The organism is Pseudomonas sp. LAM2023 (assembly GCF_016620375.1).
GTDB classification, from domain to species: Bacteria; Pseudomonadota; Gammaproteobacteria; order Pseudomonadales; family Pseudomonadaceae; genus Aquipseudomonas; species Aquipseudomonas anuradhapurensis.
In genome coordinates this window covers 217,898-238,949 of sequence record NZ_JAENHV010000015.1, presented here as the reverse complement: position 1 = coordinate 238,949, position 21,052 = coordinate 217,898, and the positions used below count along the sequence as shown (strand labels likewise).

At 64.0% G+C, this 21,052-nt stretch carries 19 protein-coding genes; 15 read left to right on the top strand and 4 right to left on the bottom strand.

Annotated elements, in window-relative coordinates; translation table 11 throughout:
- Positions 1-4 precede the first annotated feature (4 nt).
- Positions 5-814, bottom strand: a complete 810-nt coding sequence (locus JKP78_RS06770) for a rhodanese-like domain-containing protein (RefSeq protein WP_186686442.1) — start codon at positions 812-814, stop codon at positions 5-7.
- Positions 815-858: 44 nt separating this feature from the next.
- A complete protein-coding gene (locus tag JKP78_RS06765) occupies positions 859-2,394 on the bottom strand; it encodes an HDOD domain-containing protein (RefSeq protein ID WP_186686444.1) in 1,536 nt (511 codons plus the stop codon).
- Positions 2,395-2,524: 130 nt separating this feature from the next.
- Between JKP78_RS06765 and motA the strand changes: the two genes are divergently transcribed.
- Together motA and motB are read left to right on the top strand one after the other, a co-directional pair.
- Positions 2,525-3,376, top strand: a complete 852-nt coding sequence (gene motA, locus JKP78_RS06760) for a flagellar motor stator protein MotA (RefSeq protein ID WP_186686446.1) — start codon at positions 2,525-2,527, stop codon at positions 3,374-3,376.
- Between the two features lie 3 nt (positions 3,377-3,379).
- The gene (gene motB / locus JKP78_RS06755) at positions 3,380-4,393 is read left to right on the top strand and encodes a flagellar motor protein MotB (protein ID WP_200626326.1); all 1,014 of its coding nucleotides are present in this window, start codon (positions 3,380-3,382) and stop codon (positions 4,391-4,393) included.
- A 176-nt stretch (positions 4,394-4,569) separates the two neighbouring features.
- Here motB and rsgA read toward each other — a convergent pair whose 3' ends face one another.
- The gene (gene rsgA, locus JKP78_RS06750; protein WP_170033024.1) at positions 4,570-5,601 is read right to left on the bottom strand and encodes a small ribosomal subunit biogenesis GTPase RsgA; all 1,032 of its coding nucleotides are present in this window, start codon (positions 5,599-5,601) and stop codon (positions 4,570-4,572) included.
- A gap of 145 nt (positions 5,602-5,746) precedes the next feature.
- Between rsgA and orn the strand changes: the two genes are divergently transcribed.
- Positions 5,747-6,289, top strand: coding sequence for an oligoribonuclease (gene orn, locus JKP78_RS06745; protein WP_170033023.1), 543 nt, complete (start codon positions 5,747-5,749; stop codon positions 6,287-6,289).
- Between the two features lie 100 nt (positions 6,290-6,389).
- Complete coding sequence (locus JKP78_RS06740) at positions 6,390-7,001, top strand: trimeric intracellular cation channel family protein (protein ID WP_170033022.1); 612 nt, start codon at positions 6,390-6,392, stop codon at positions 6,999-7,001.
- 139 nt (positions 7,002-7,140) lie between these two features.
- Here JKP78_RS06740 and queG read toward each other — a convergent pair whose 3' ends face one another.
- A complete protein-coding gene (gene queG, locus JKP78_RS06735; protein WP_170034311.1) occupies positions 7,141-8,205 on the bottom strand; it encodes a tRNA epoxyqueuosine(34) reductase QueG in 1,065 nt (354 codons plus the stop codon).
- Between the two features lie 65 nt (positions 8,206-8,270).
- On the opposite strand from queG, the gene JKP78_RS06730 reads away from it, so the two are divergent.
- The 11 genes from JKP78_RS06730 to JKP78_RS06680 all read left to right on the top strand — a co-directional run bounded on the left by JKP78_RS06730 (position 8,271) and on the right by JKP78_RS06680 (position 20,555).
- On the top strand, positions 8,271-9,131 hold the full coding sequence (locus JKP78_RS06730; protein ID WP_170033021.1) for an NAD(P)H-hydrate dehydratase: 861 nt from the start codon (positions 8,271-8,273) through the stop codon (positions 9,129-9,131).
- 2 nt (positions 9,132-9,133) lie between these two features.
- Positions 9,134-9,592: a tRNA (adenosine(37)-N6)-threonylcarbamoyltransferase complex ATPase subunit type 1 TsaE gene (gene tsaE / locus JKP78_RS06725; protein WP_189665780.1), complete on the top strand. Its 459-nt coding sequence runs from the start codon at positions 9,134-9,136 to the stop codon at positions 9,590-9,592.
- An 11-nt stretch (positions 9,593-9,603) separates the two neighbouring features.
- On the top strand, positions 9,604-11,034 hold the full coding sequence (locus JKP78_RS06720; protein WP_200626324.1) for an N-acetylmuramoyl-L-alanine amidase: 1,431 nt from the start codon (positions 9,604-9,606) through the stop codon (positions 11,032-11,034).
- Positions 11,031-12,929, top strand: a complete 1,899-nt coding sequence (mutL, locus tag JKP78_RS06715) for a DNA mismatch repair endonuclease MutL (protein WP_200626322.1) — start codon at positions 11,031-11,033, stop codon at positions 12,927-12,929. Before JKP78_RS06720 ends, mutL begins: the two co-directional genes overlap by 4 nt.
- 1 nt (position 12,930) lies before the next feature.
- The gene (miaA, locus tag JKP78_RS06710; protein ID WP_200626320.1) at positions 12,931-13,902 is read left to right on the top strand and encodes a tRNA (adenosine(37)-N6)-dimethylallyltransferase MiaA; all 972 of its coding nucleotides are present in this window, start codon (positions 12,931-12,933) and stop codon (positions 13,900-13,902) included.
- Positions 13,903-13,996: 94 nt separating this feature from the next.
- Positions 13,997-14,257 (top strand): RNA chaperone Hfq, encoded by a 261-nt coding sequence (hfq, locus tag JKP78_RS06705; protein ID WP_015272006.1) that lies wholly within the window; start codon positions 13,997-13,999, stop codon positions 14,255-14,257.
- A gap of 12 nt (positions 14,258-14,269) precedes the next feature.
- Positions 14,270-15,571 (top strand): ribosome rescue GTPase HflX, encoded by a 1,302-nt coding sequence (gene hflX, locus JKP78_RS06700; protein WP_170033016.1) that lies wholly within the window; start codon positions 14,270-14,272, stop codon positions 15,569-15,571.
- A 96-nt stretch (positions 15,572-15,667) separates the two neighbouring features.
- Positions 15,668-16,849, top strand: coding sequence for an FtsH protease activity modulator HflK (gene hflK / locus JKP78_RS06695; RefSeq protein WP_170033015.1), 1,182 nt, complete (start codon positions 15,668-15,670; stop codon positions 16,847-16,849).
- Positions 16,849-17,718, top strand: a complete 870-nt coding sequence (hflC, locus tag JKP78_RS06690; RefSeq protein WP_170033014.1) for a protease modulator HflC — start codon at positions 16,849-16,851, stop codon at positions 17,716-17,718. The genes hflK and hflC overlap by 1 nt, the downstream gene beginning before the upstream one ends.
- 300 nt (positions 17,719-18,018) lie before the next feature.
- Entirely contained in the window at positions 18,019-19,206 is a 1,188-nt protein-coding gene (locus tag JKP78_RS06685; protein WP_200626317.1) for an ATP phosphoribosyltransferase regulatory subunit, read from the top strand.
- Between the two features lie 56 nt (positions 19,207-19,262).
- Complete coding sequence (locus tag JKP78_RS06680; RefSeq protein WP_063911922.1) at positions 19,263-20,555, top strand: adenylosuccinate synthase; 1,293 nt, start codon at positions 19,263-19,265, stop codon at positions 20,553-20,555.
- Positions 20,556-21,052 lie beyond the last annotated feature (497 nt).

Sequence of the window (21,052 nt, the reverse complement as noted above, 5' to 3'; positions counted from 1 at the left end):
TTCCTTAAACTTCTACAGGCGTGTCCGGGTGGTTGCCCCATTCGCTCCACGAGCCGGCGTAGGCCTTGACGCGTGGGTAGCCGAGGGCCTTGGCCACCAGGTAGGTGAAACCGGAGCGGCGGTGGGATTGGCAATGGGTGATCACTTCCTTGTCGGGGGTGATCCCCAGGTTCAGCAGGACTTCGGCGATGTCCGGGCGGATGCGCAGGTGGTCGTTGAGGTCCATGCCGGCTGTCCACTCGAAGTTGATCGCGCCGGGAATATGGCCGCCCCGAGCTGCCAGCACCTTCTCGCCGCGAAACTCCTGCGGACCACGGGCATCCCAGATGACCAGGTCGTGCGCGCCCAGGCGGCTTTGCAGGTACTCACGGGTGGCGGTGGGCGCCGTGTCGATGCGCAGCTGCACAGGGGAATTACCGCTGGCGGGCACTTCGGTGGAGAGCTTGTCGGCCGGCCAGGCCTGAATGCCGCCATTCAGGTAGTGATAGTGCTTATGGCCGATCACATCGAGCAGCCAGATGAAGCGCCCGGCCCAGCCACCGCCTTCGTCGTCGTACACCACGTATACCGCGTCGTCGCGGTGGCCGAGTTCACTGAACAGCTTCTCCAGATCGGCCTGGGCCGGCAGCAAGCCGGGCGCAGGCGGCTGGCCGAGCTGGGTGCGCTTGCCTTCGACGAAGCGTGCGCCGGGGATATGCCCGCTGACATAGCGGTTGCTGCTGCTCAGGTCGACCAGGATCAGCTGTTTCGAGTCCAGGCGTGGCAGCAGGTCTGCGGCTTCGATCACCAACGGCAGGCCGGAAAAGTCAGTCATCCACGGTCTCCAGTGTGGAAAGAGGGGCGATTGTAGCGCAAGGCTCAGGCCTTGCGGTTGGCGAACACCGACAGCGCCCGCTCGGTGCATTGTGCCGTCTTGCCGAAGGCTTGCACGCTGACATCGGCCAATGGTCGGCTGCCTTGGTCGGCTACCACCAGCATCAACACTTGGTCATTGACCGCCAACGAGCGTAGCAGTGCGTGTTCGCTGTTGAACAACGCCCGCAGCGGGGCCGGCAGCAGCGCCGAGAGCTGGCTGTGGTTTTCCGGGGTGATGCGCAATTGGCCGGCCTGGGCCAGCAGCTTTTGCAGCAGTTTGTTCTCTGACACTTGCAGGGCAAGCGCCCCGGCCTCCTTGGGCAGGCCGGCGAACTGCTGCACACGCAGCTGATCGCTGGCCTTGTCCAGGCTCAGCAGCAGGACGCGCTGCATGCCGCAGGCCAGCAGGGCCTCGAGGGCCTGGGTGGCCAGGTGCACGCTGTTGGTGAACGGGCTGGGCTGGGCCAGCAGGTGCTGGCACAGCTTGCGCCAGCGTGTCAGCTCGTCGTTGCTGGGCGGTGGCGGTGCCAGCATGTCCGGGTGCGGACGGCGCTGGTGCCAAGGCCAGATCAGCGCTTCGGCCGGGTGGAACAGGGCGTGCTGGGCGTGGCGACGCGCACTTGCCGCAGCCTGCTGGTGCACCTGTTGCTGCACGTCTTCCAGCGAGGTCTGCAGGTACAGTGCGGTTAATAGCTGCCAGCGCAGCAGGTGCGGGTTGTCCCAGCCCACCTGCGCCGCCAGGGCCAGGTTGTTGGCCAGCAGCACGGTGTTGGCCGGCTGGTTGAACCAGCGGCGCAGGCCAGGCTCGGCGTCCAGGCGATGCTGTTGGCTGAGCAGGTCCGGGTCGCGGGCGATGGCAAGCACCTGGGCCAGTTGTTCGCGCTCGTCCAGCAGCAGGTGATAACCCTGGGTCACCCATTGTGGCAGGCGCCAGAACTCTGCCATGGCCTGGCACAGCGTGAGAATGCGCACGCCAAACAGCTCCTGCTCGACATGGGCGGCGTCCTCGCCCTTGTGGATAACCCGCAGTTCCCAGGTGTCGAGCAACTTGGGGTAGGCCAGCGCCAGCGGCCAGAGTGGCGACAGGAACAGCAGGCTGCCCCAGTGGATTTCCTGCCACAGCCGTGCCAGGCGGCTGGCGAACAGGCCGCTGGCCTGCTGCGAGGCGTGCTGGCTGATCAGCTGGAACTGGCACAGTACCGGTGGGATCTCTTCGGCGGGCACCGCCGGCAGGCGCTTGAGCAGCTGTTCGCTGCGCTCCAGGCCGAGGCGGTTGAGGGCGATTTCCAGGCTCTCGGCCGGTTCGGCGAGGCTGGCGTTGGTGGGGTGATTGGCTTCGCGCATCACCGACAGCACCAGTGCCGGGCTATCCTGCATCAGTTCGGCGATATCGCGCAGCGAGCGGCGGCTATCGTGGATGGCGTTCATGACCCGGTCGTAGCTGTGCTTCGGCACGGGGATGCGAATACTCTCGAGCAGCTTTACCCAGGCCTCTAGCGTACGCGGGGCCTGAGCGGGCACCTTGGTTTCAATTGTCATTTTGACATCAGTCCGAACTGGCTTTTCGCAATGAGTGGCTATAGTCTGGCGCAGTTCTGCCGATAAGTAGAAGAAGAGTTTTCAGGCTCCCGTCTCTTCCCCTGACCACGACAGCAAGTGCTTTGAACCTATGGCTAAAATTATCGGCATCATCGTCGTATTCGCGAGCGTGCTCGGCGGATACGTACTCTCCCACGGTAAGATCGCGGCACTGATCCAGCCGTTCGAAGTACTGATCATCGGCGGTGCGGCCTTCGGTGCATTCCTGCAGGCCAACCCTGGCCACATGACCATGCACGTCATCAAGAAGTCGATGAAGATGTTCGGCTCGCGCTTCAGCCATGCCTTCTACCTGGAAGTGCTGGGCCTGGTGTACGAGATCCTCAACAAGAGCCGTCGTGAAGGCATGATGGCCATCGAGGCCGACATCGAGGATGCCGCAGCCAGCCCGATCTTCGCCAAGTACCCGACAGTGCTGGCCGACGAGCGCATGACCGCATTCATCTGCGACTACCTGCGCATCATGTCCACCGGCAACATGGCGCCGCACGAGCTCGAAGGCCTGTTCGACATGGAGCTGTTGAGCATGAAGGAAGAGCTCGAGCATCCGTCGCATGCGGTGAATGGCATCGCCGACGGCATGCCAGGCTTCGGTATCGTTGCGGCGGTACTGGGCATCGTGGTGACCATGGCCTCGCTCGGCGAGGGTGACCAGGCCTCCATCGGCCTCCATGTGGGTGCGGCGCTGGTAGGTACCTTCTTCGGTATTCTGGCGGCCTACGGCTTCTTTGGCCCGCTGGCCAAGTGCCTGGAGCACGATGCCAAGGAAGAACTGAACCTCTACGAATCGATCAAGGCTTCGCTGGTGGCCTCGGCCTCGGGCATGCCACCTTCGCTGGCGGTGGAATTCGGGCGCAAGGTGCTGTACCCCAAGCACCGTCCAAGCTTTGCCGAACTGGAACAAGCGGTTCGCGGTCGCTGAGTCATGGAGAACAATCAGCCCATCATCGTCAAGCGCGTCAAGCGTTATGGCGGCGGCCATCACGGCGGCGCCTGGAAAATCGCCTTTGCCGACTTCGCCACGGCGATGATGGCGTTCTTCCTGGTGCTGTGGCTGTTGTCCACGGCCACGCCGGAACAGAAGATCGCCATCGCCGGTTACTTCAAGGACCCGATCGGCTTCTCGGAAAGCGGTACGCCCTACATCATTGACCTGGGTGGCTCGCCGCAGCTGGCGCCGGAAAAGACCATCAACCCCGAAGCCAAGTCCGAGCCGACGCCTGATACCAGCATCCAGCTGGACAAGGACCAGGTCGAGACCATGGCCGAGCAGGTCGAGCGCGAGCGCCTGGAGTTGTTGCTGCAGGAGCTGCAGAACAAGGTCGAGGAAAACCCGCAGCTGCAGAAGTTCAAGGACCAGATCCTGTTCGAGATCACCCAGGACGGCCTGCGCATCCAGATCATGGATGCCGAGAACCGGCCAATGTTCGACATCGGCAGCGCGCGCCTGCAGCCGTACTTCGAAGACATCCTGCTGGCCATGGCCGACACCATCAAGGCGGTGCCGAACAAGATCAGCATCAGCGGCCACACCGATGCCAAGCCGTATGCAGGCAGTGGTGAGTTCGGCAACTGGGAGCTGTCGGCCAACCGCGCCAACGCCGCGCGTCGTGCGCTGGTGGCCGGTGGCTATCCGGATGGCCAGGTGGCGCGGGTGGTGGGTTATGCCTCGTCGTCGCTGTTCGACCGCAACAACCCGTTCAACCCGGTCAACCGCCGCATCGACATCATCGTGCTGACCAAAAAGGCCCAGCGCAACATCGAGGGTGAGCAGGGCGCGCCAGAAGCACCGGCTGCCGAGCCTACACCTCCGGCCACTGCGGCACCGGCTGTGCCAGGGGGGACCGAGCAGGCACCCATGCAGCCGCGTGAACTGCGCCAGAAGCTGAACATCTTCGAAGAGGGGACGTTGAAGATGGATGAGTCCAAGGAGCAGTAAACCCTACAGGATCGCGCTGTAGCTGAAGCAAGCGCGGAACCTGTGGGAGCGGGCTTGCCCGCGAACACGGGCGAAGCCCGTGCCAACCACCGCGGTGCCTGCTTCGCGGGCACGCCCGCTCCCACAGGATCGGCGTGGCCCTTGAGCCTTGTGTAGTACCTGCGGGAGCGGGCAGGTCAGTAAGCGTCTTCCGGCAGGCTGGCAATGATGGAGCGGTAGCTGCTCATGCGCTGCGGCTTGATGCGCCCCTCATCCAGCGCCTTGAGCAGCGCACAGCCCGGTTCGCGATCATGCTTGCAATCGCGGAAGCGGCAGGTGCCGAACAGGTCGCGGAACTCGATGAAGCCATCTTCCACATCGCTGCGGCTGACGTGGCCGAGGCCGAATTCGCGGATGCCCGGTGAGTCGATCAGGTCCCCGCCATTAGGGAAGTGGTACAGCCGCGCGGTGGTGGTGGTGTGGGTGCCCTGGCCAGACCATTCCGACAGGTCGCCGACGCGGGTACCGGCGTCCGGCAGCAGGCTGTTGACCAGCGACGACTTGCCCACCCCCGACTGGCCGACGAACACGCTGATGTGGCCGTCGAGCATCTGCTGCAGGCGTTGCATGCCGTCACCCTGGTGTGCCGATACTTCCAGCAGCGGGTAGCCCAGCTCGCGGTAGACCTCCAGCAACGCCTGCAGGCCCGGGCCGTTCTGCTCATCGATCAGGTCGGCCTTGTTCAGCAGCAGCAGCGGGCGAATACCGGCGTGCTCCGCCGCGACCAGGTAACGGTCGATCAGGTTGGGGTGCGGTTCGGGAGCGGGAGCGAAGACGATCACGATCAGGTCGACGTTGGCCGCCACCGGCTTCAACTGGCCGTGGTTGTTCGGCCGACACAGCTCGGTGCTGCGCGGCATCTGCGCGACGATCACGCCGATGCCCTGGTTGCCCGCGCGCCAGACCACGCGGTCGCCGGTGACCAATGCCGGCAGGTTGGCGCGCAGATGGCAGCGGAACACCTGGCCTGCGGCTTCGCCGTCCTGAGCCTCCACTTCTACCTGCACACCGAAGTGCGCGATCACCAGGCCCAGCTGCTCCGGCCCCAGGTCGCCACCCTCCAGTTCCTGCAGCACGTGCTGCTCGCGTTTGGCCGCACGCGCGGCGCGCTCGTTCTGGATTTTTTCGATGCGCCAGTTCTGGCGGCGGTTGAGCTGGCGTTTGGCCATGAAGGTTCCGTGCGTGGTGGGGCGGGTTGAAAACGGCAGGCAGTTTAGCACGCCAGGCAGCGGATCATTTCGCTGGCCTTCGTGCCGTGAATGGGCGCGCCCTGGCCACTACGCTACTATGAACGCCTATACGAGGAGCCCCTGCATGCAAAACCCACAGAACCTGATCTGGATCGACCTGGAAATGACCGGCCTGGATCCGGACAGCGACGTCATTATCGAGATGGCCACCATCGTTACCGACAGCGAGCTGAACACCCTGGCCGAAGGGCCGGTGATCGCCATCCACCACAGTGATGAAGTGCTGGCACGCATGGACGAGTGGAACACCCGCACCCATGGCGCTTCGGGCCTGACCCAGCGCGTGCGCGAGAGCAAGGTGGGCATGGCTGAAGCCGAGGCGCAGACCATCGCCTTCCTCGAACAGTGGGTGCCAAAAGGCAAGTCGCCGATCTGCGGCAACAGCATCTGCCAGGACCGGCGCTTCCTCTACCGCCATATGCGCAACCTGGAAAACTACTTCCACTACCGCAACCTGGATGTCTCGACCTTGAAGGAGCTCGCTGCACGCTGGGCGCCATCGGTGCGTGACAGCTTCAAGAAAGGCAACACCCACCTGGCGCTGGACGACATCCGCGAATCGATCGCCGAGCTGCGCCACTACCGCGAGCACTTCATCAAGCTGTGAGTCGAAAAGGCGCAGATATTCTCTCTGCGCCCCCTTTTGGTGCCATGTGCAACTGGTTAGACTGCGCGCCTTTCTCGCCTGCCCGCACGGACCCCGCGCCATGTTGTTGATGCTCTACCTGATTGCCATCACCGCCGAAGCCATGACCGGTGCGTTGTCTGCCGGCCGTCGTGGCATGGACTGGTTCGGCGTGGTGCTGATCGCCTGCGTCACCGCCCTGGGTGGCGGCTCGGTGCGTGACGTGCTGCTCGGGCACTACCCGCTGACCTGGGTGAAGCACCCGGAGTACCTGGTACTGACCAGTTGTGCAGCGCTGCTGACCATTTTCATCGCGCCGATGATGCGCCGCTTGCGCTCGCTGTTCCTGGTGCTCGATGCCCTGGGGCTGGTGGCCTTTACCCTGATTGGCTGCATGACTGCGCTGGAGATGGGGCAGGGCATGCTGGTGGCATCCCTCAGTGGGGTCATTACCGGGGTGTTTGGCGGGATCCTGCGGGACATCTTCTGCAACGACATTCCCTTGGTGTTCCGTCGCGAGTTGTACGCCAGTGTCTCGTTTGCGGCGGCCTGGTTCTACCTGGGCTGCGTGTACTTCAAGGTGCCGGCGGAGCAGGCGATGCTGCTGACGTTGTTTGGCGGCTTCCTGTTGCGCCTGCTGGCGATCCGCTTCCACTGGGAAATGCCCAAGTTCCACTACAACGACCAGCAGTAACGCAGTTCTGGCACAACATGGCCCCTGTGGGAGCGGGCGTGCCCGCGAACACCGGCAGAGCCGGTGCCATCCACCGCGTTGTCTGATTCGCGGGCACGCCCGCTCCCACAAGGGTGGCGTAAGCTCTGGGGCTGGTTCGCTATTGAACGCCGTGCTGCGCCAACGCCCACTCCACATGTTCGCGCACCAGCTCCGAGGCATCCTCGCGCCGCGCTTTCAAGGCTTCGATGACCGGGATCGTCGACGGCGCATTGCCCAGCCCCACCGCCAGGTTGCGCAACCAGCGCTCGTACCCGGCCCGGCGCAGCGGCCCGCCCTCGGTCTTGCGCAGGAAGGTCCGTTCATCCCACAGGAACATCTCGGCCAGTTCGGCGTTTTCCAGGCCATGGCGTGGCTGGAAGTCCTGCTCCTGGCTGGGCCTGGCAAAGCGGTTCCACGGGCAGACGATCTGGCAATCATCGCAACCGAACACCCGGTTACCCATCTTGGCGCGCAGTTCGACCGGGATCGGCCCCCTCAGCTCGATGGTCAGGTAGGAGATGCAACGCCGTGCATCGAGCACATAGGGCCCGACGAATGCCTGGGTCGGGCAGATGTCCAGGCAGGCCTGGCAACGCCCGCAATGCTCGCTGGCAGTGGCCTCGTCCACCGGCAGCGGCAGGTCGACGAACAGTTCGGCGAGGAAGAAGTAGCTGCCTGCCTTGCGGTTGAGCAACAGCGTGTTCTTGCCGATCCAGCCCAGCCCGGCCTGCTCGGCCAGGGCCTTTTCCAGCACGGGGGCGCTGTCGACGAAGGCGCGGTAGCCGAACGGGCCGATGGCTTCCTGGATGCGGTCGGCCAGGAACTGCACGCGTTTGCGCACCAGCTTGTGGTAGTCCCGACCCAGGGCATAGCGTGACACGTAGGCTTTTTCCGGCTGTGCCAGGCGCTGCGCCATCTGCGTGTCGCCGGGCAGGTAATCCATGCGCAGCGATACCACACGCACCGTGCCGGGGATCAGTTGCTCCGGGTGTGCGCGTTTGCTGCCATGGGCGCCGAGGTATTCCATCTCGCCCTGGTAGCCGGCATCGAGCCAGCGTTGCAGGTGATGTTCGTGCTCGCCAAGGTCGACCCCGGCGATGCCAACATGGGCAAAACCGAGTTCTTGGCCCCAAATCTTGATGGATTGGGCCAGTTGGGCGAGGTCAGGCGTACAAGCGGACATGGATGGGCAAGGCATAACGGGCTCAGGTGCGTATAATTCTGCCAGACATTGGAGCCTTTGACCGCATGCCGCAGACCAAACACCCCAGCCATGCCCCGCAACTGCTCAGCAGCGTGAGCGTCGCCCGCCTGCCGGCGCGGCAGGCGCAGGCCCACAAAGGCGACTTCGGCCATGTGCTGGTGGTCGGTGGCGACCTCGGTACCGGGGGCGCCGCGTTGCTCAGTGCCGAAGCCGCGCTGCGCTGTGGTGCCGGCCTGGTCAGTGTGGCAACCCGCCCTGAACATGTTGCTGCCGGCCTGACCCGCATGCCCGAGGCCATGTGCCTGGGGGTCGAATCGGCCAACCAGTTGATGGCGGTGCTGGAGCGTGCTTCGGTGCTGGTGGTCGGCCCCGGCCTGGGCCAGGCGGCCTGGGGCCGCAGCCTGCTGTCGGCGGTGGCCAATGCCGAGCGCCCGCAGGTGTGGGATGCCGATGCCCTGAACTTGCTGGCGCGCACCCCGCTGGCCTTGCCCAGTGGCAGCATTCTCACCCCGCACCCGGGGGAAGCGGCGCGGCTGCTGGGGATTTCTACCGAGGCGGTGCAGGTCGACCGCCAGGGCGCCGCGCGCAAGCTGGCGCGGCGTTACAACAGTGTCTGCGTGCTCAAGGGCGCTGGCACGCTGGTCGCCGACCCGGCCGGGCAGCTGCTGCTGTGCGAGCGCGGCCACCCGGCCATGGCCGGTGCCGGCCTGGGCGATGTGCTGACCGGCGTGCTGGCGGCGCTGTTGGCCCAGGGCCTGGATGCCTGGCAGGCCGCTGGGCTGGGGGTATGGCTGCACGCCTGTGCGGGCGAACGCCTGGGCGTCAAAGGTAGAGGCCTGGCCGCCAGCGATCTGGCACCGGTCATTCGAGAGTTGTTGGAGGAGCATTCTGCGTGTCTGGCTTAAACCTGTTTCTGGCCGATGAAGCGGCCACGGTCAAATTCGGCGCACAACTGGCCGAGGTGACCGGCGGTCACGGCGTGATCTTTCTGGAAGGTGACCTGGGCGCGGGCAAAACCACGCTGTCGCGTGGCCTGATCCGTGGCCTGGGCCATACTGGTGCAGTGAAAAGCCCGACCTTCACCGTGGTCGAACCCTACGAAATCGGTGAGGTCCGAGCTTTCCACTTTGACCTGTACCGCCTGGTCGATCCGGAAGAGCTGGAATTCATGGGCATTCGTGACTATTTCGAGGGCGACCCGCTGTGCCTGTTCGAGTGGCCACAAAAGGGTGCGGGCGTTTTGCCAAAGCCTGACCTGACCATTACCATAAGCCCCCAAGCGGGCGGACGCTCGCTGAACCTTTCGCCGCAGGGGGCTCGCGGCGAGGCCTGGTGCGTGGCACTGGCCGAACATCATAAACAGTAAGTGGGGTAGGTATGCGCATACGCGCACTGGTCGCCATCGTTGGGCTGCTGCTGACAACGGTGACCGTTGACGCTCTGGCCGTCACTCAAGTCAAGAGCATGCGCCTGTGGCGCGCGCCAGACAACACGCGGCTGGTCTTCGACCTGTCTGGCCCCGTGCAGCATAGCGTCTTCACCTTGAGCGCACCGGATCGCCTGGTTATCGACATCAATGGTGCGACCCTGGCCGCGCCATTGAACGTGGCCACCTCCAACACGCCGATCAGCAGCGTGCGTTCGGCCCAGCGCACCCCGACCGACCTGCGTGTGGTGGTCGACCTGAAAAAATCGGTCACCCCGAAAAGCTTTACCCTGGCGCCCAATGCCCAGTACGGCAACCGCCTGGTGGTCGACCTGTACGACCAGGAAGCCGACGCTATCGCCGCCACCGCGCCAACCCCGCCGCCGACGCCGGTGCAAGCGCCTGCAACCACGCCAGCCGTGCCGGTCACCCCGGCCCAGCCTGCCATCAAGCTGCCGCCGGTGCCCAACGGCAAACGCGACATCGTGGTGGCCATCGACGCCGGCCACGGCGGCGAAGACCCGGGCGCTTCCGGCTCGCGTGGCCAGCATGAGAAGGACATCGTGCTGCAGATCGCCAAGGAACTGCAGCGCCAGATCAACAGCGAAAAAGGCTTCCGGGCCGAGCTGACCCGCACCGGCGACTATTTCATCCCGCTGCGCAAGCGCACCGAGATCGCCCGCAAGAAGGGCGCTGACCTGTTCATCTCGATCCATGCCGATGCCGCGCCGTCCCGTGCCGCCTTCGGTGCCTCGGTATTCGCCCTGTCCGACCGCGGCGCCACTTCCGAAACCGCGCGCTGGCTGGCCGACACGGAAAACCGTTCCGACCTGATCGGCGGTGCCGGTAACGTCAGCCTCGACGACAAGGACCGCATGCTCGCCGGGGTATTGCTCGACCTGTCGATGACCGCCACGCTCAGCTCCAGCCTCAATGTCGGGCAGAAGGTGCTGGGCAACATGGGGCGTATCACCTCGCTGCACAAGCAGCGTGTGGAACAGGCCGGCTTCATGGTGTTGAAGTCGCCGGACATCCCGTCGATCCTCGTTGAAACCGGGTTCATCTCGAACAACAACGAAGCCGCCAAGCTTGCTACCGCGAGCCACCAGCAGGCCCTGGCCCGTTCGATCCACACCGGTGTGCGCCAGTACTTCCAGCAGAACCCGCCGCCTGGCACCTACATTGCCTGGCTGCGCGACACCGGCAAGATCGCCGCAGGCCCGCGTGAGCACACGGTCCGTCCTGGCGAGACCCTGGCGATGATCGCGGTCCGCTACCAGGTCAGCGTGACCAGCCTGCGCAACGCCAACAGCCTCAAGAGCGATGAGCTGAAGGTCGGCCAGCGCCTCGATATCCCTGCCACCACCTTGGCCGCGCAATGAGTGGCGGTTCGCGCATCCAGCTGCTCAGCCCGCGGCTGGCCAACCAGATTGCCGCCGGCGAGGTTGTCGAGCGGCCGGCTTCGGTCGTCAAGGAGCTGCTGGAGAACAGCCTGGACTCTGGTGCCCGACGCATTGATGTGGAAGTAGAGCAGGGCGGCGTCAAGCTGCTGCGGGTGCGTGACGATGGCAGCGGCATTTCCGCCGATGACCTGCCACTGGCCCTGGCCCGCCACGCCACCAGCAAGATCCGCGAGCTGGAAGACCTCGAAGGGGTATTGAGCCTGGGCTTCCGCGGTGAGGCCCTGGCCTCGATCAGCTCGGTGGCACGCCTGACCCTGACCTCGCGTACCGCCAGTGCGAGCGAAGCCTGGCAGGTGGAAACCGAAGGCCGCGACATGACCCCACGGGTGCAGCCGGCGGCGCATCCGGTAGGCACGTCGGTGGAAGTGCGCGACCTGTTCTTCAACACCCCGGCGCGGCGCAAGTTCCTCAAAGCCGAGAAAACCGAATTCGACCACCTGCAGGAAGTCATCCGGCGCCTGGCGCTGGCGCGCTTCGATGTCGGCTTCCACCTGCGCCACAACGGCAAGAGCATTCTCAGCCTGCACGAAGCCCACGACGAAACCGCCCGTGCACGGCGGGTAGGCGCCATTTGCGGCCCAGGCTTCATGGAGCAGGCGCTGCCAATCGACGTAGAGCGCAATGGCCTGCGCTTGTGGGGCTGGGTCGGCCTGCCAACCTTCTCACGCAGCCAGGCCGACTTGCAGTATTTCTTCGTCAATGGCCGTGCGGTGCGCGACAAGCTGGTCGCCCACGCCGTGCGCCAGGCCTACCGTGACGTGCTGTTCAATGGCCGGCACCCCACCTTCGTGCTGTTCCTGGAGCTGGAGCCCAACGGCGTCGACGTCAACGTGCACCCGACCAAGCATGAGGTGCGTTTCCGTGAAGGGCGCTCGGTGCACGACTTCCTCTATGGCACCCTGCATCGCGCCTTGGCCGACGTGCGCCCGGAAGACCAGCTGGCCGCGCCTGCCGCCGTGCCTGAAATCATCCGCCCAACCGGGCCGCAGGCTGGTGAGTTCGGCCCTCAGGGCGAAATGCGCCTGGCCTCGCCGGTGCTCGAACAGCCACGTGCCCCGCAGCAGTCATACGCCGGTGGCGGCGGTGGCGCGGGTTACCAGTACCAGTACACCCCGCGCCCCGCGCAACCGCTGCCGGCCGCCGAGGCGCAGGCGGTGTATCGCGAGTTTTACAAACCGCTGGATGAAGGCGTGGTTCCGGCGTCGACGCTGCCCGAAAGCCAGGGGGATATCCCCCCGCTGGGCTACGCGCTGGCGCAGCTCAAGGGCATCTACATCCTGGCCGAGAACGCCATTGGCCTGGTGCTGGTGGACATGCACGCGGCTCATGAGCGCATCATGTATGAACGCCTGAAGGTGGCCATGGCCAGCGAAGGCCTCAGCGGCCAGCCGCTGCTGGTGCCCGAGACCCTGGCTCTGAGCCAGCGCGAAGCCGATTGCGCCGAAGAACACGCGCAGTGGTTCCAGCGCCTGGGCTTCGAACTGCAGCGCCTGGGCCCGGAAACCCTGGCGATTCGCCAGATCCCGGCGTTGCTCAAGCAGGCCGAGGCCAACCGCCTGGTGCAGGATGTGCTCGCCGACCTGATGGAATACGGCACCAGCGACCGTATCCAGGCGCACCTGAACGAGCTGCTCGGCACCATGGCTTGCCATGGGGCCGTGCGCGCCAATCGGCGCCTGGCGATCCCCGAGATGAACGCCCTGCTGCGCGACATGGAAAACACCGAGCGCAGTGGCCAGTGCAACCACGGCCGTCCCACCTGGACCCAGATGGGCCTGGACGACCTGGACAAACTCTTCCTGCGCGGTCGATGACATGAGCGGCAAGCCCCCTGCAATATTCCTGATGGGCCCGACGGCGGCCGGCAAGACCGACTTGGCCATCGAACTGACCAAGGTCCTGCCCTGTGAACTGATCAGCGTCGATTCGGCCCTGGTCTACCGCGGCATGGACATCGGTTCGGCCAAGCCTTCGAAGGAAATCCTCGCCGTCTACCCGCACCGGCTGATCGACATTCGCGATCCGGCCGAGAGCTACTCGGCTGCGCAGTTCCGTGCCGATGCCCTGGAGGCCATGGCTGAAATCACTGCACGCGGCAAGATCCCCTTGCTGGTGGGCGGCACCATGCTCTATTACAAGGCGTTGATCGAAGGGCTGGCCGACATGCCGGCCGCCGATGCTGCGGTACGTGCCGAGCTGGAAGCCCAGGCCGAGGCCCTGGGGCTGGCCGAGCTGCACCGCCAGCTGGCCGAAGTCGACCCGGAGTCGGCGGCGCGCATCCACCCCAACGACCCGCAACGGTTGATCCGGGCGCTGGAGGTATACCGGGTGAGTGGCGAAAGCATGACAGTCCATCGTCAGCGTCAATTCGCGGAAAGTCGCGGCGCAGACGCAGGCGCTGGCGGACATTTGCCCTATACTGTCGCGAGTTTGGCGATTGCTCCTACAGATCGTCACATTTTGCATCAGCGAATTGCGTTACGATTTTCGCAAATGTTGGAACAGGGCTTTGTCGAGGAGGTCCGATCGCTGCGAGCCAGAAGTGACTTGCACGCCGGGCTGCCGTCTATACGGGCAGTGGGGTATAGGCAGGTCTGGGACTACCTTGACGGCAAGCTGACTGAGAATGAGATGCGTGAACGCGGTATCATTGCTACCCGGCAGCTGGCCAAGCGGCAGTTCACCTGGTTGCGTGGCTGGCCGGAAGTGCATTGGCTTGACAGCCTGGCCTGCGACAATCTGTCCCGCACCTTGAAATACCTTGGGGCCATCTCCATATTGAGCTGAGTCCCTGCTGATTGCCGTCTATTCTTGCGAAGGGGCGGCCTAATTTATCGATTTTCTTGATTTTCTATTATTGATCCTTACAGGAGTGCGGCATATGTCAAAAGGGCATTCGCTACAAGACCCTTACTTGAACACCTTGAGAAAAGAAAAGGTCCCGGTATCCATCTACCTGGTCAACGGCATCAAACTGCAGGGCTCGATCGAATCCTTCGACCAGTTCGTGGTACTGCTGAAGAACACCGTCAGCCAGATGGTCTACAAGCACGCCATCTCGACCGTGGTTCCTGCACGTCCGGTTCGCCTGCCAAGCCCGTCCGATTCCGATCACGGCGACAGCGAGCCAGGCAACGCCTGATAGGAGCCTGCATTGTTCTTTGAGCGCCACGGTGGTGGTGAACGGGCGTTGCTCGTTCACTTGGAAGGTCAGAACCCTGAGGCGCGCGAAGACCCGCAGGAGTTTCAGGAGCTGGCATTGTCGGCAGGTGCCGACATCGTCTCGCTGGTCACGGTGTCAAGGCATCAGCCTTCCGCCAAATACCTGATTGGCACTGGCAAGGTCGAGGAGTTGCACGACCTGGTCCATGCCGAACAGGTAGACCTGGTGATTTTCAATCACACCCTCACGCCCAGTCAGGAGCGCAACCTCGAACGCGTTTTCGAGTGCCGTGTGCTCGATCGTACCGGGCTGATCCTCGATATCTTCGCCCAGCGGGCGCGTACCCATGAAGGCAAGCTGCAGGTCGAACTGGCCCAGCTCGAACACATGAGCACGCGGCTGGTCCGCGGTTGGACCCACCTTGAACGGCAGAAGGGTGGTATCGGCCTGCGCGGCCCGGGTGAAACCCAGCTGGAAACCGACCGCCGCCTGTTGCGGGTACGGATTCGGCAGATCAAGTCACGCCTGGAAAAGGTGCGCAGCCAGCGTGAGCAGGCGCGTCGCGGGCGCAAGCGCGCGGATATCCCGTCGGTGTCGCTGGTGGGTTATACCAACGCCGGCAAATCCACGCTGTTCAATGCCCTGACCGCATCCGAGGTGTATGCCGCGGACCAGCTGTTCGCCACCCTCGACCCGACCCTGCGCCGGCTCGAACTGAACGACCTGGGGCCGATCGTGCTGGCTGACACCGTGGGTTTCATTCGCCACCTCCCGCACAAGCTGGTCGAGGCATTTCGGGCTACGCTCGAAGAGTCGAGCAACTCCGACCTGTTGCTGCATGTGATCGACGCCCATGAGCCAGAGCGCATGGAGCAGATCGAGCAGGTGCTGGCGGTGTTGGGCGAGATTGGTGCCGAAGGGTTGCCGATCCTCGAGGTGTATAACAAACTCGACTTGCTCGAAGATGTCGAGCCGCAGATCCAGCGCAATGCCGATGGCAAGCCTGAGCGGGTCTGGGTATCGGCACGCGATGGGCGTGGCCTGGAGCTGGTCGGCCAGGCGATTGCCGAGTTGCTGGGGGATGATCTGTTTGTCGGTACCCTGTGTCTGGAGCAGCGTTTTGCCCGCTTGCGCGCGCAATTCTTTGCCCTGGGTGCCGTGCAGAGTGAAGCGCATGATGAAGAAGGGCGCAGCCTGCTGAGCGTGCGACTGCCCAGGGTGGAACTGAATCGCCTGGTCAGCCGCGAAGGCATGGAGCCGCAAGTGTTTGTCGAGCAACACACTTTGCAATAAATGCTCGTCGAGGTCGCCGGGCAGCAGTGACAGGCATTCTGTAGCATTGGACGGCGCGCCGTGGGCGCGTCTTTGCTTTATCAGATGGAGAGCGCTATGGCTTGGAACGAGCCGGGTGGCAACTCGAACAATCAGGATCCCTGGGGCGGCCGCCGTGGTGGCGGTGGCGGCGGTGGTGACAAGAAAGGTCCGCCGGATCTGGACGAGGCCTTCCGCAAATTGCAGGACAGCCTGAACGGCATGTTCGGCAGTGGCAAGAAACGTGGCGGCGGCGACCGCAATGTCGGCAAGGGCGGTGGCCTGGGCCTGCTGGGCATCGGCCTGGCGGTACTGGCGGCCATCTGGCTGTACAGCGCCGTGTATGTCGTCGACGAGCAGGAGCAGGCCGTGGTGCTGCGCTTCGGCAAGTACTATGAAACGGTCGGTCCCGGCCTGAACATTTACTTCCCGCCGATCGATCGCAAGTACATGGAAAACGTCACGCGTGAGCGTGCCTACACCAAGCAGGGCCAGATGCTGACCGAAGACGAGAACATCGTCGAGGTGCCGCTGACGGTGCAGTACAAGATCAGCAACCTGCAGGACTTCGTGCTCAACGTCGACCAGCCGGAGGTCAGCCTGCAGCACGCGACCGAAAGCGCCCTGCGCCACGTGGTGGGTTCCACCTCGATGGACCAGGTGCTGACCGAGGGCCGCGAGCAGATGGCCGTGGATATCCGCGAACGCCTGCAGCGCTTCCTCGACAACTACCGCACCGGTATCACCGTTACCCAGGTCAACGTGCAGAGCGCGGCAGCCCCGCGTGAAGTGCAGGAGGCCTTCGACGACGTGATCCGTGCCCGTGAAGACGAGCAGCGTGCGCGCAACCAGGCCGAGTCCTACGCCAACGGCGTGGTGCCGGAAGCGCGTGGCCAGGCCCAGCGCATCATCGAGGATGCCAACGGTTACCGTGACGAAGTCATTGCCCGTGCCAAGGGCGAGGCCGACCGCTTCACCAAGCTGGTTGCCGAGTACCGCAAGGCACCTGACGTGACCCGTCAGCGCCTGTACCTGGAGACCATGCAGGAGGTCTACAGCAATTCGAGCAAGGTCATGGTGGCAACCAAGGACGGGCAGAACAACCTGCTCTACCTGCCGCTGGACAAGATGGTCGAAGGCAGCCGCAACCCGTCCGCGCCAACCACCAGCGTGTCGCCATCGGTCAACGATGCGGCCGCCCGTGCGGCGCAGGACCTGCAACAGCAACAGCAGCCGCTGCGCACTAGGGAGAGCCGCTGATGAGCAACCGATCGCTGATCGCCCTGATCGCCGCCGTGGTCCTGGCCATCGTTGCCTGGAACAGCTTCTATATCGTGTCGCAGACCGAGCGTGCGGTAATGCTGCGCTTCGGTAAGGTAGTCCAGGCGGATGTCCAGCCGGGCCTGCACGTGAAGATTCCGTACGTGAACCAGGTACGCAAGTTCGACGCCCGCCTGATGACCCTCGACGCCCCGACCCAGCGGTTCCTGACCCTGGAGAAGAAAGCGGTGATGGTCGACGCCTACGCCAAGTGGCGCGTCAAGGATGCCGAGCGCTTCTATACCGCTACCTCCGGCATGAAGCAGATTGCCGACGAGCGTCTGTCGCGTCGTCTGGAAAGCGGCCTGCGTGACCAGTTCGGTAAACGTACCCTGCACGAGGTGGTTTCCGGTGAACGTGACGCGCTGATGGCTGACATCACTGCATCGCTCAACCGCATGGCCGCCAAGGAGCTGGGTATCGAGGTGGTGGACGTACGCGTCAAGGCCATCGACCTGCCGAAGGAAGTCAACCGCAGCGTGTTCGATCGCATGAGCACCGAGCGTGAGCGTGAAGCCCGCGAGCACCGCGCCAAGGGTAACGAGCTGGCTGAGGGTATCCGTGCCGATGCTGACCGTCAGCGTCGTGTACTGCTGGCCGAGGCCTATCGCGAGGCAGAGGAAACCCGCGGTGACGGCGACGCCCAGGCGGCCGCCATCTACGCCAAGGCCTACACCCAGGACGCCGATTTCTATGCGTTCTACCGTAGCCTGCAGGCGTACCGCGAGAGCTTCTCGAGCAAGAGCGACGTGCTGGTCCTGGACCCGAAGAACGAGTTCTTCCGCTTCCTGGACAAGAGCAAGCCGTGATGCTCAGGCCCTGATTCCAATGCAGCGGCCCCCGCCTGGCAGCTAAAACGCCTGGCGGGGTGCATCCTGATGGAAAAGGGGTGTATGATGAGGCAGCCGGGAAATTTCCCGGCTTTTTTGCGTCTGCAAGGTTGATTGGCAAACCGCCAGTTGACGGTTTGGTCAGGTCGCATGGCAATTCGAGGGTATCGGGTACGGTGGCTGCGCTGGGATCAGTGCTGCCCGCTGCTGTGCGCGATACCGGCTTTACTGACGGCTCGCCTGCTGGCAAGCCACCCGGACCAGAGGGGAAATGGCGTAATGGCAACGGTAGACCGCTGGCTGCTGCCAGATGGCATCGAGGAAGTACTGCCACCTGAGGCTGCGCGCATCGAAATCGCGCGCCGCCAGGTGTTGGACCTGTTCCAGAGTTGGGGCTACGAACTGGTCGTCACCCCGCATATCGAGTACCTGGAGTCGCTGCTCACCGGCGCCGGCCAGGACCTGGATCAGCGCACCTTCAAGGTGGTGGACCCGCAGTCCGGCCGCCTGATGGGCTTCCGCGCCGACTTCACCCCGCAGGTGGCACGCATCGATGCCCACACCCTGCGTCGTGAAGGCCCGAGCCGCCTGTGCTATGCCGGTAGCGTGCTGCACGCCCAGCCGCGCGCCCTGTCCACCTCGCGCAGCCCGATCCAGCTGGGTGCCGAGCTGTACGGCGATGCCAGCCCTACCAGTGATGTCGAAGTCATCAGCCTGATGCTCGCCACGCTGCAACTGGCCGACGTGCCGGATGTGCACATGGACCTCGGCCACGTCGGTATCTACCGCGGCCTGGCCCGTGCTGCCGGCCTGTCTGGTGCGGTCGAGCAGCAGCTGTTCGACGCCCTGCAGCGCAAGGCCGTCGATGAGGTCCAGGCGTTGACCGCCGACCTGCCAAATGACTTGGGCAACATGCTGCGCGCGCTGGTCGAGCTGTGCGGTGGTCGTGAGGTGCTGGCCGAGGCCCGCGTGCGCCTGGGCCGTGCCCCGGCCAGCGTGCTGGCGGCGCTGGATGACCTGCTGGCGATCGCCGATCGCCTGGCATCGCGCTTCCCCGAGCTGCCGTTGTACTTCGACCTCGGCGAACTGCGTGGTTACCACTACCACACCGGCGTGGTGTTCGCCGTGTTCGTGCCTGGCGAAGGCCAATCGATCGCCCAGGGCGGGCGCTACGATGACATCGGCGCCGACTTTGGCCGGGCGCGCCCGGCCACCGGCTTCTCCACGGATTTGAAGACCCTGGTCACACTGGGGCGAGCGGAGGTCGTATTGCCAGCTGGCGGCATCTGGATGCCGGACAGTGGCGACGCGGCCCTCTGGCAGCAAGTCTGCCAGTTGCGCAACGAGGGCCAGCGTGTGGTTCAGGCCCTGCCTGGCCAGCCGTTGAGTGCTGCCCTCGAGGCGGATTGTGATCGGCAATTGATTCAGCAAGACGGGCGCTGGCAGGTTCTGCCGCTGACCCAGTGAGTTTCTGCGTCGGCAACAGGCCGACAACCAAGTTTGCGTGAATGAGGACCAATGTAATGGGTAAGAATGTCGTCGTCCTGGGTACCCAGTGGGGTGATGAGGGCAAAGGCAAGATCGTCGATCTGCTGACCGAACATGCTGCCGCCGTAGTGCGCTACCAGGGTGGCCACAACGCGGGTCACACCCTGGTGATCAATGGTGAAAAGACCGTTCTGCACCTGATTCCCTCGGGCATCCTGCGTGAAGGCGTACAGTGCCTGATCGGCAACGGCGTGGTCGTTGCACCGGACGCGCTGATGCGTGAAATCACCAAGCTGGAAGAGAAGGGCGTACCGGTGCGTGAGCGCCTGCGCATTTCCCCGGCTGCGCCGCTGATCCTGTCGTACCACGTGGCCCTGGACCAAGCCCGCGAGAAAGCCCGTGGCGAAGCCAAGATCGGCACCACCGGCCGCGGTATCGGCCCAGCCTATGAAGACAAGGTTGCACGTCGCGGCCTGCGCGTCGGCGATCTGTTCCACCGCGAGCGTTTCGCTGCCAAACTCGGTGAGCTGCTGGATTACCACAACTTCCAGCTGGTGAACTACTACAAAGAGCCGGCCATCGACTTCCAGCAGACCCTGGACGAATGCATGGCCTACGCCGAACAGCTCAAGCCGATGATGCTCGACGTCACTGCCGAGCTGCACAACCTGCGCCGCGCCGGCAAGGACATCATGTTCGAAGGCGCCCAGGGTTCGCTGCTGGACATCGACCACGGTACCTACCCGTACGTCACCAGCTCCAACACCACCGCTGGCGGTATTTCCACTGGTTCCGGCGTTGGCCCGATGTACCTCGACTACATTCTGGGTATCACCAAGGCCTACACCACTCGCGTGGGTTCCGGTCCGTTCCCGACCGAACTGTTCGACGAGACCGGCGCTACCCTGGCCAAGCGTGGCCACGAGTTCGGTTCCACCACTGGCCGTGCGCGCCGTTGCGGCTGGTTCGATGCCGTCATCCTGCGTCGTGCCATCGACGTCAACAGCATCTCGGGCATCTGCCTGACCAAGCTGGACGTACTGGACGGCCTGGAAACCATCAACATCTGCGTGGGCTACAAGAACGAGAACGGTGCCGTCATCGACGCGCCTTCCGATGCCGACAGCTACATCGGCCTGGAGCCGGTGTACGAAGAGATGCCAGGCTGGAGCGAGTCGACCCTGGGCGTTAAAACCCTGGAAGAACTGCCAGCCAACGCTCGCGCCTACATCAAGCGCATCGAAGCGCTGATCGGTGCGCCGATCGACATCATCTCCACTGGCCCGGACCGCAACGAGACCATCGTGCTGCGTCATCCGTTCGCCTGATCTGCCTTCCAGGCTGATCTGACGCCGTGGCCCTGAAAGGGGCTGCGGCGTTTTCATTTGTGCTTTCCTGAACCGGCCTCTTCGCGGGCTTGCGCGCTCCCACAGAGCCTCCACAAATTTCAGAATGTGCGGGGTCCCTGTGGGAGCGGGCAAGCCCGCGAAGAGGCCGGTTCAGGAAAACCCATTGCTAAACCTTGGCACTTATCCCTGCTGCCCCCGGCACAACCCTTGCTGTAAGAAGCTTCTGAAGATGCCATCAAAGTAGTGGCGCCAGAATACACGAGGGTTTCACCGTGTCTGCCATTCTCTCACTGTTACGAAGCCGCCTTTTGCGGCCTGTGTTTGTTGCCCTTGGTATCGCTCTTTTGGTGCAGGTGCTGGTGGCCGTTGCGCTTACCCGCAGCACGGTCACGGCCCTGGAGGCCGAACTGGGCGAGCGCCTGGGTAACGACAGTCGCGAACTCGCCGGCGACCTCGAGCAAGCCGGGCAAGATGTC

Excerpts from the sequence above, each read along its gene's own strand:
- motB (WP_200626326.1), top strand. The coding sequence starts at position 3,380 with ATGGAGAACAATCAGCCCATCATCGTCAAGCGCGTCAAGCGTTATGGC.
- hflC (WP_170033014.1), top strand. The coding sequence starts at position 16,849 with ATGAGCAACCGATCGCTGATCGCCCTGATCGCCGCCGTGGTCCTGGCC.
- motA (WP_186686446.1), top strand. The coding sequence starts at position 2,525 with ATGGCTAAAATTATCGGCATCATCGTCGTATTCGCGAGCGTGCTCGGC.
- mutL (WP_200626322.1), top strand. The coding sequence starts at position 11,031 with ATGAGTGGCGGTTCGCGCATCCAGCTGCTCAGCCCGCGGCTGGCCAAC.
- queG (WP_170034311.1), bottom strand. The coding sequence starts at position 8,205 with ATGTCCGCTTGTACGCCTGACCTCGCCCAACTGGCCCAATCCATCAAG.
- JKP78_RS06685 (WP_200626317.1), top strand. The coding sequence starts at position 18,019 with ATGGCAACGGTAGACCGCTGGCTGCTGCCAGATGGCATCGAGGAAGTA.
- miaA (WP_200626320.1), top strand. The coding sequence starts at position 12,931 with ATGAGCGGCAAGCCCCCTGCAATATTCCTGATGGGCCCGACGGCGGCC.
- hflK (WP_170033015.1), top strand. The coding sequence starts at position 15,668 with ATGGCTTGGAACGAGCCGGGTGGCAACTCGAACAATCAGGATCCCTGG.
- JKP78_RS06740 (WP_170033022.1), top strand. The coding sequence starts at position 6,390 with ATGTTGTTGATGCTCTACCTGATTGCCATCACCGCCGAAGCCATGACC.
- rsgA (WP_170033024.1), bottom strand. The coding sequence starts at position 5,601 with ATGGCCAAACGCCAGCTCAACCGCCGCCAGAACTGGCGCATCGAAAAA.
- hfq (WP_015272006.1), top strand. The coding sequence starts at position 13,997 with ATGTCAAAAGGGCATTCGCTACAAGACCCTTACTTGAACACCTTGAGA.
- JKP78_RS06680 (WP_063911922.1), top strand. The coding sequence starts at position 19,263 with ATGGGTAAGAATGTCGTCGTCCTGGGTACCCAGTGGGGTGATGAGGGC.
- JKP78_RS06720 (WP_200626324.1), top strand. The coding sequence starts at position 9,604 with ATGCGCATACGCGCACTGGTCGCCATCGTTGGGCTGCTGCTGACAACG.
- JKP78_RS06730 (WP_170033021.1), top strand. The coding sequence starts at position 8,271 with ATGCCGCAGACCAAACACCCCAGCCATGCCCCGCAACTGCTCAGCAGC.
- orn (WP_170033023.1), top strand. The coding sequence starts at position 5,747 with ATGCAAAACCCACAGAACCTGATCTGGATCGACCTGGAAATGACCGGC.
- JKP78_RS06765 (WP_186686444.1), bottom strand. The coding sequence starts at position 2,394 with ATGACAATTGAAACCAAGGTGCCCGCTCAGGCCCCGCGTACGCTAGAG.
- JKP78_RS06770 (WP_186686442.1), bottom strand. The coding sequence starts at position 814 with ATGACTGACTTTTCCGGCCTGCCGTTGGTGATCGAAGCCGCAGACCTG.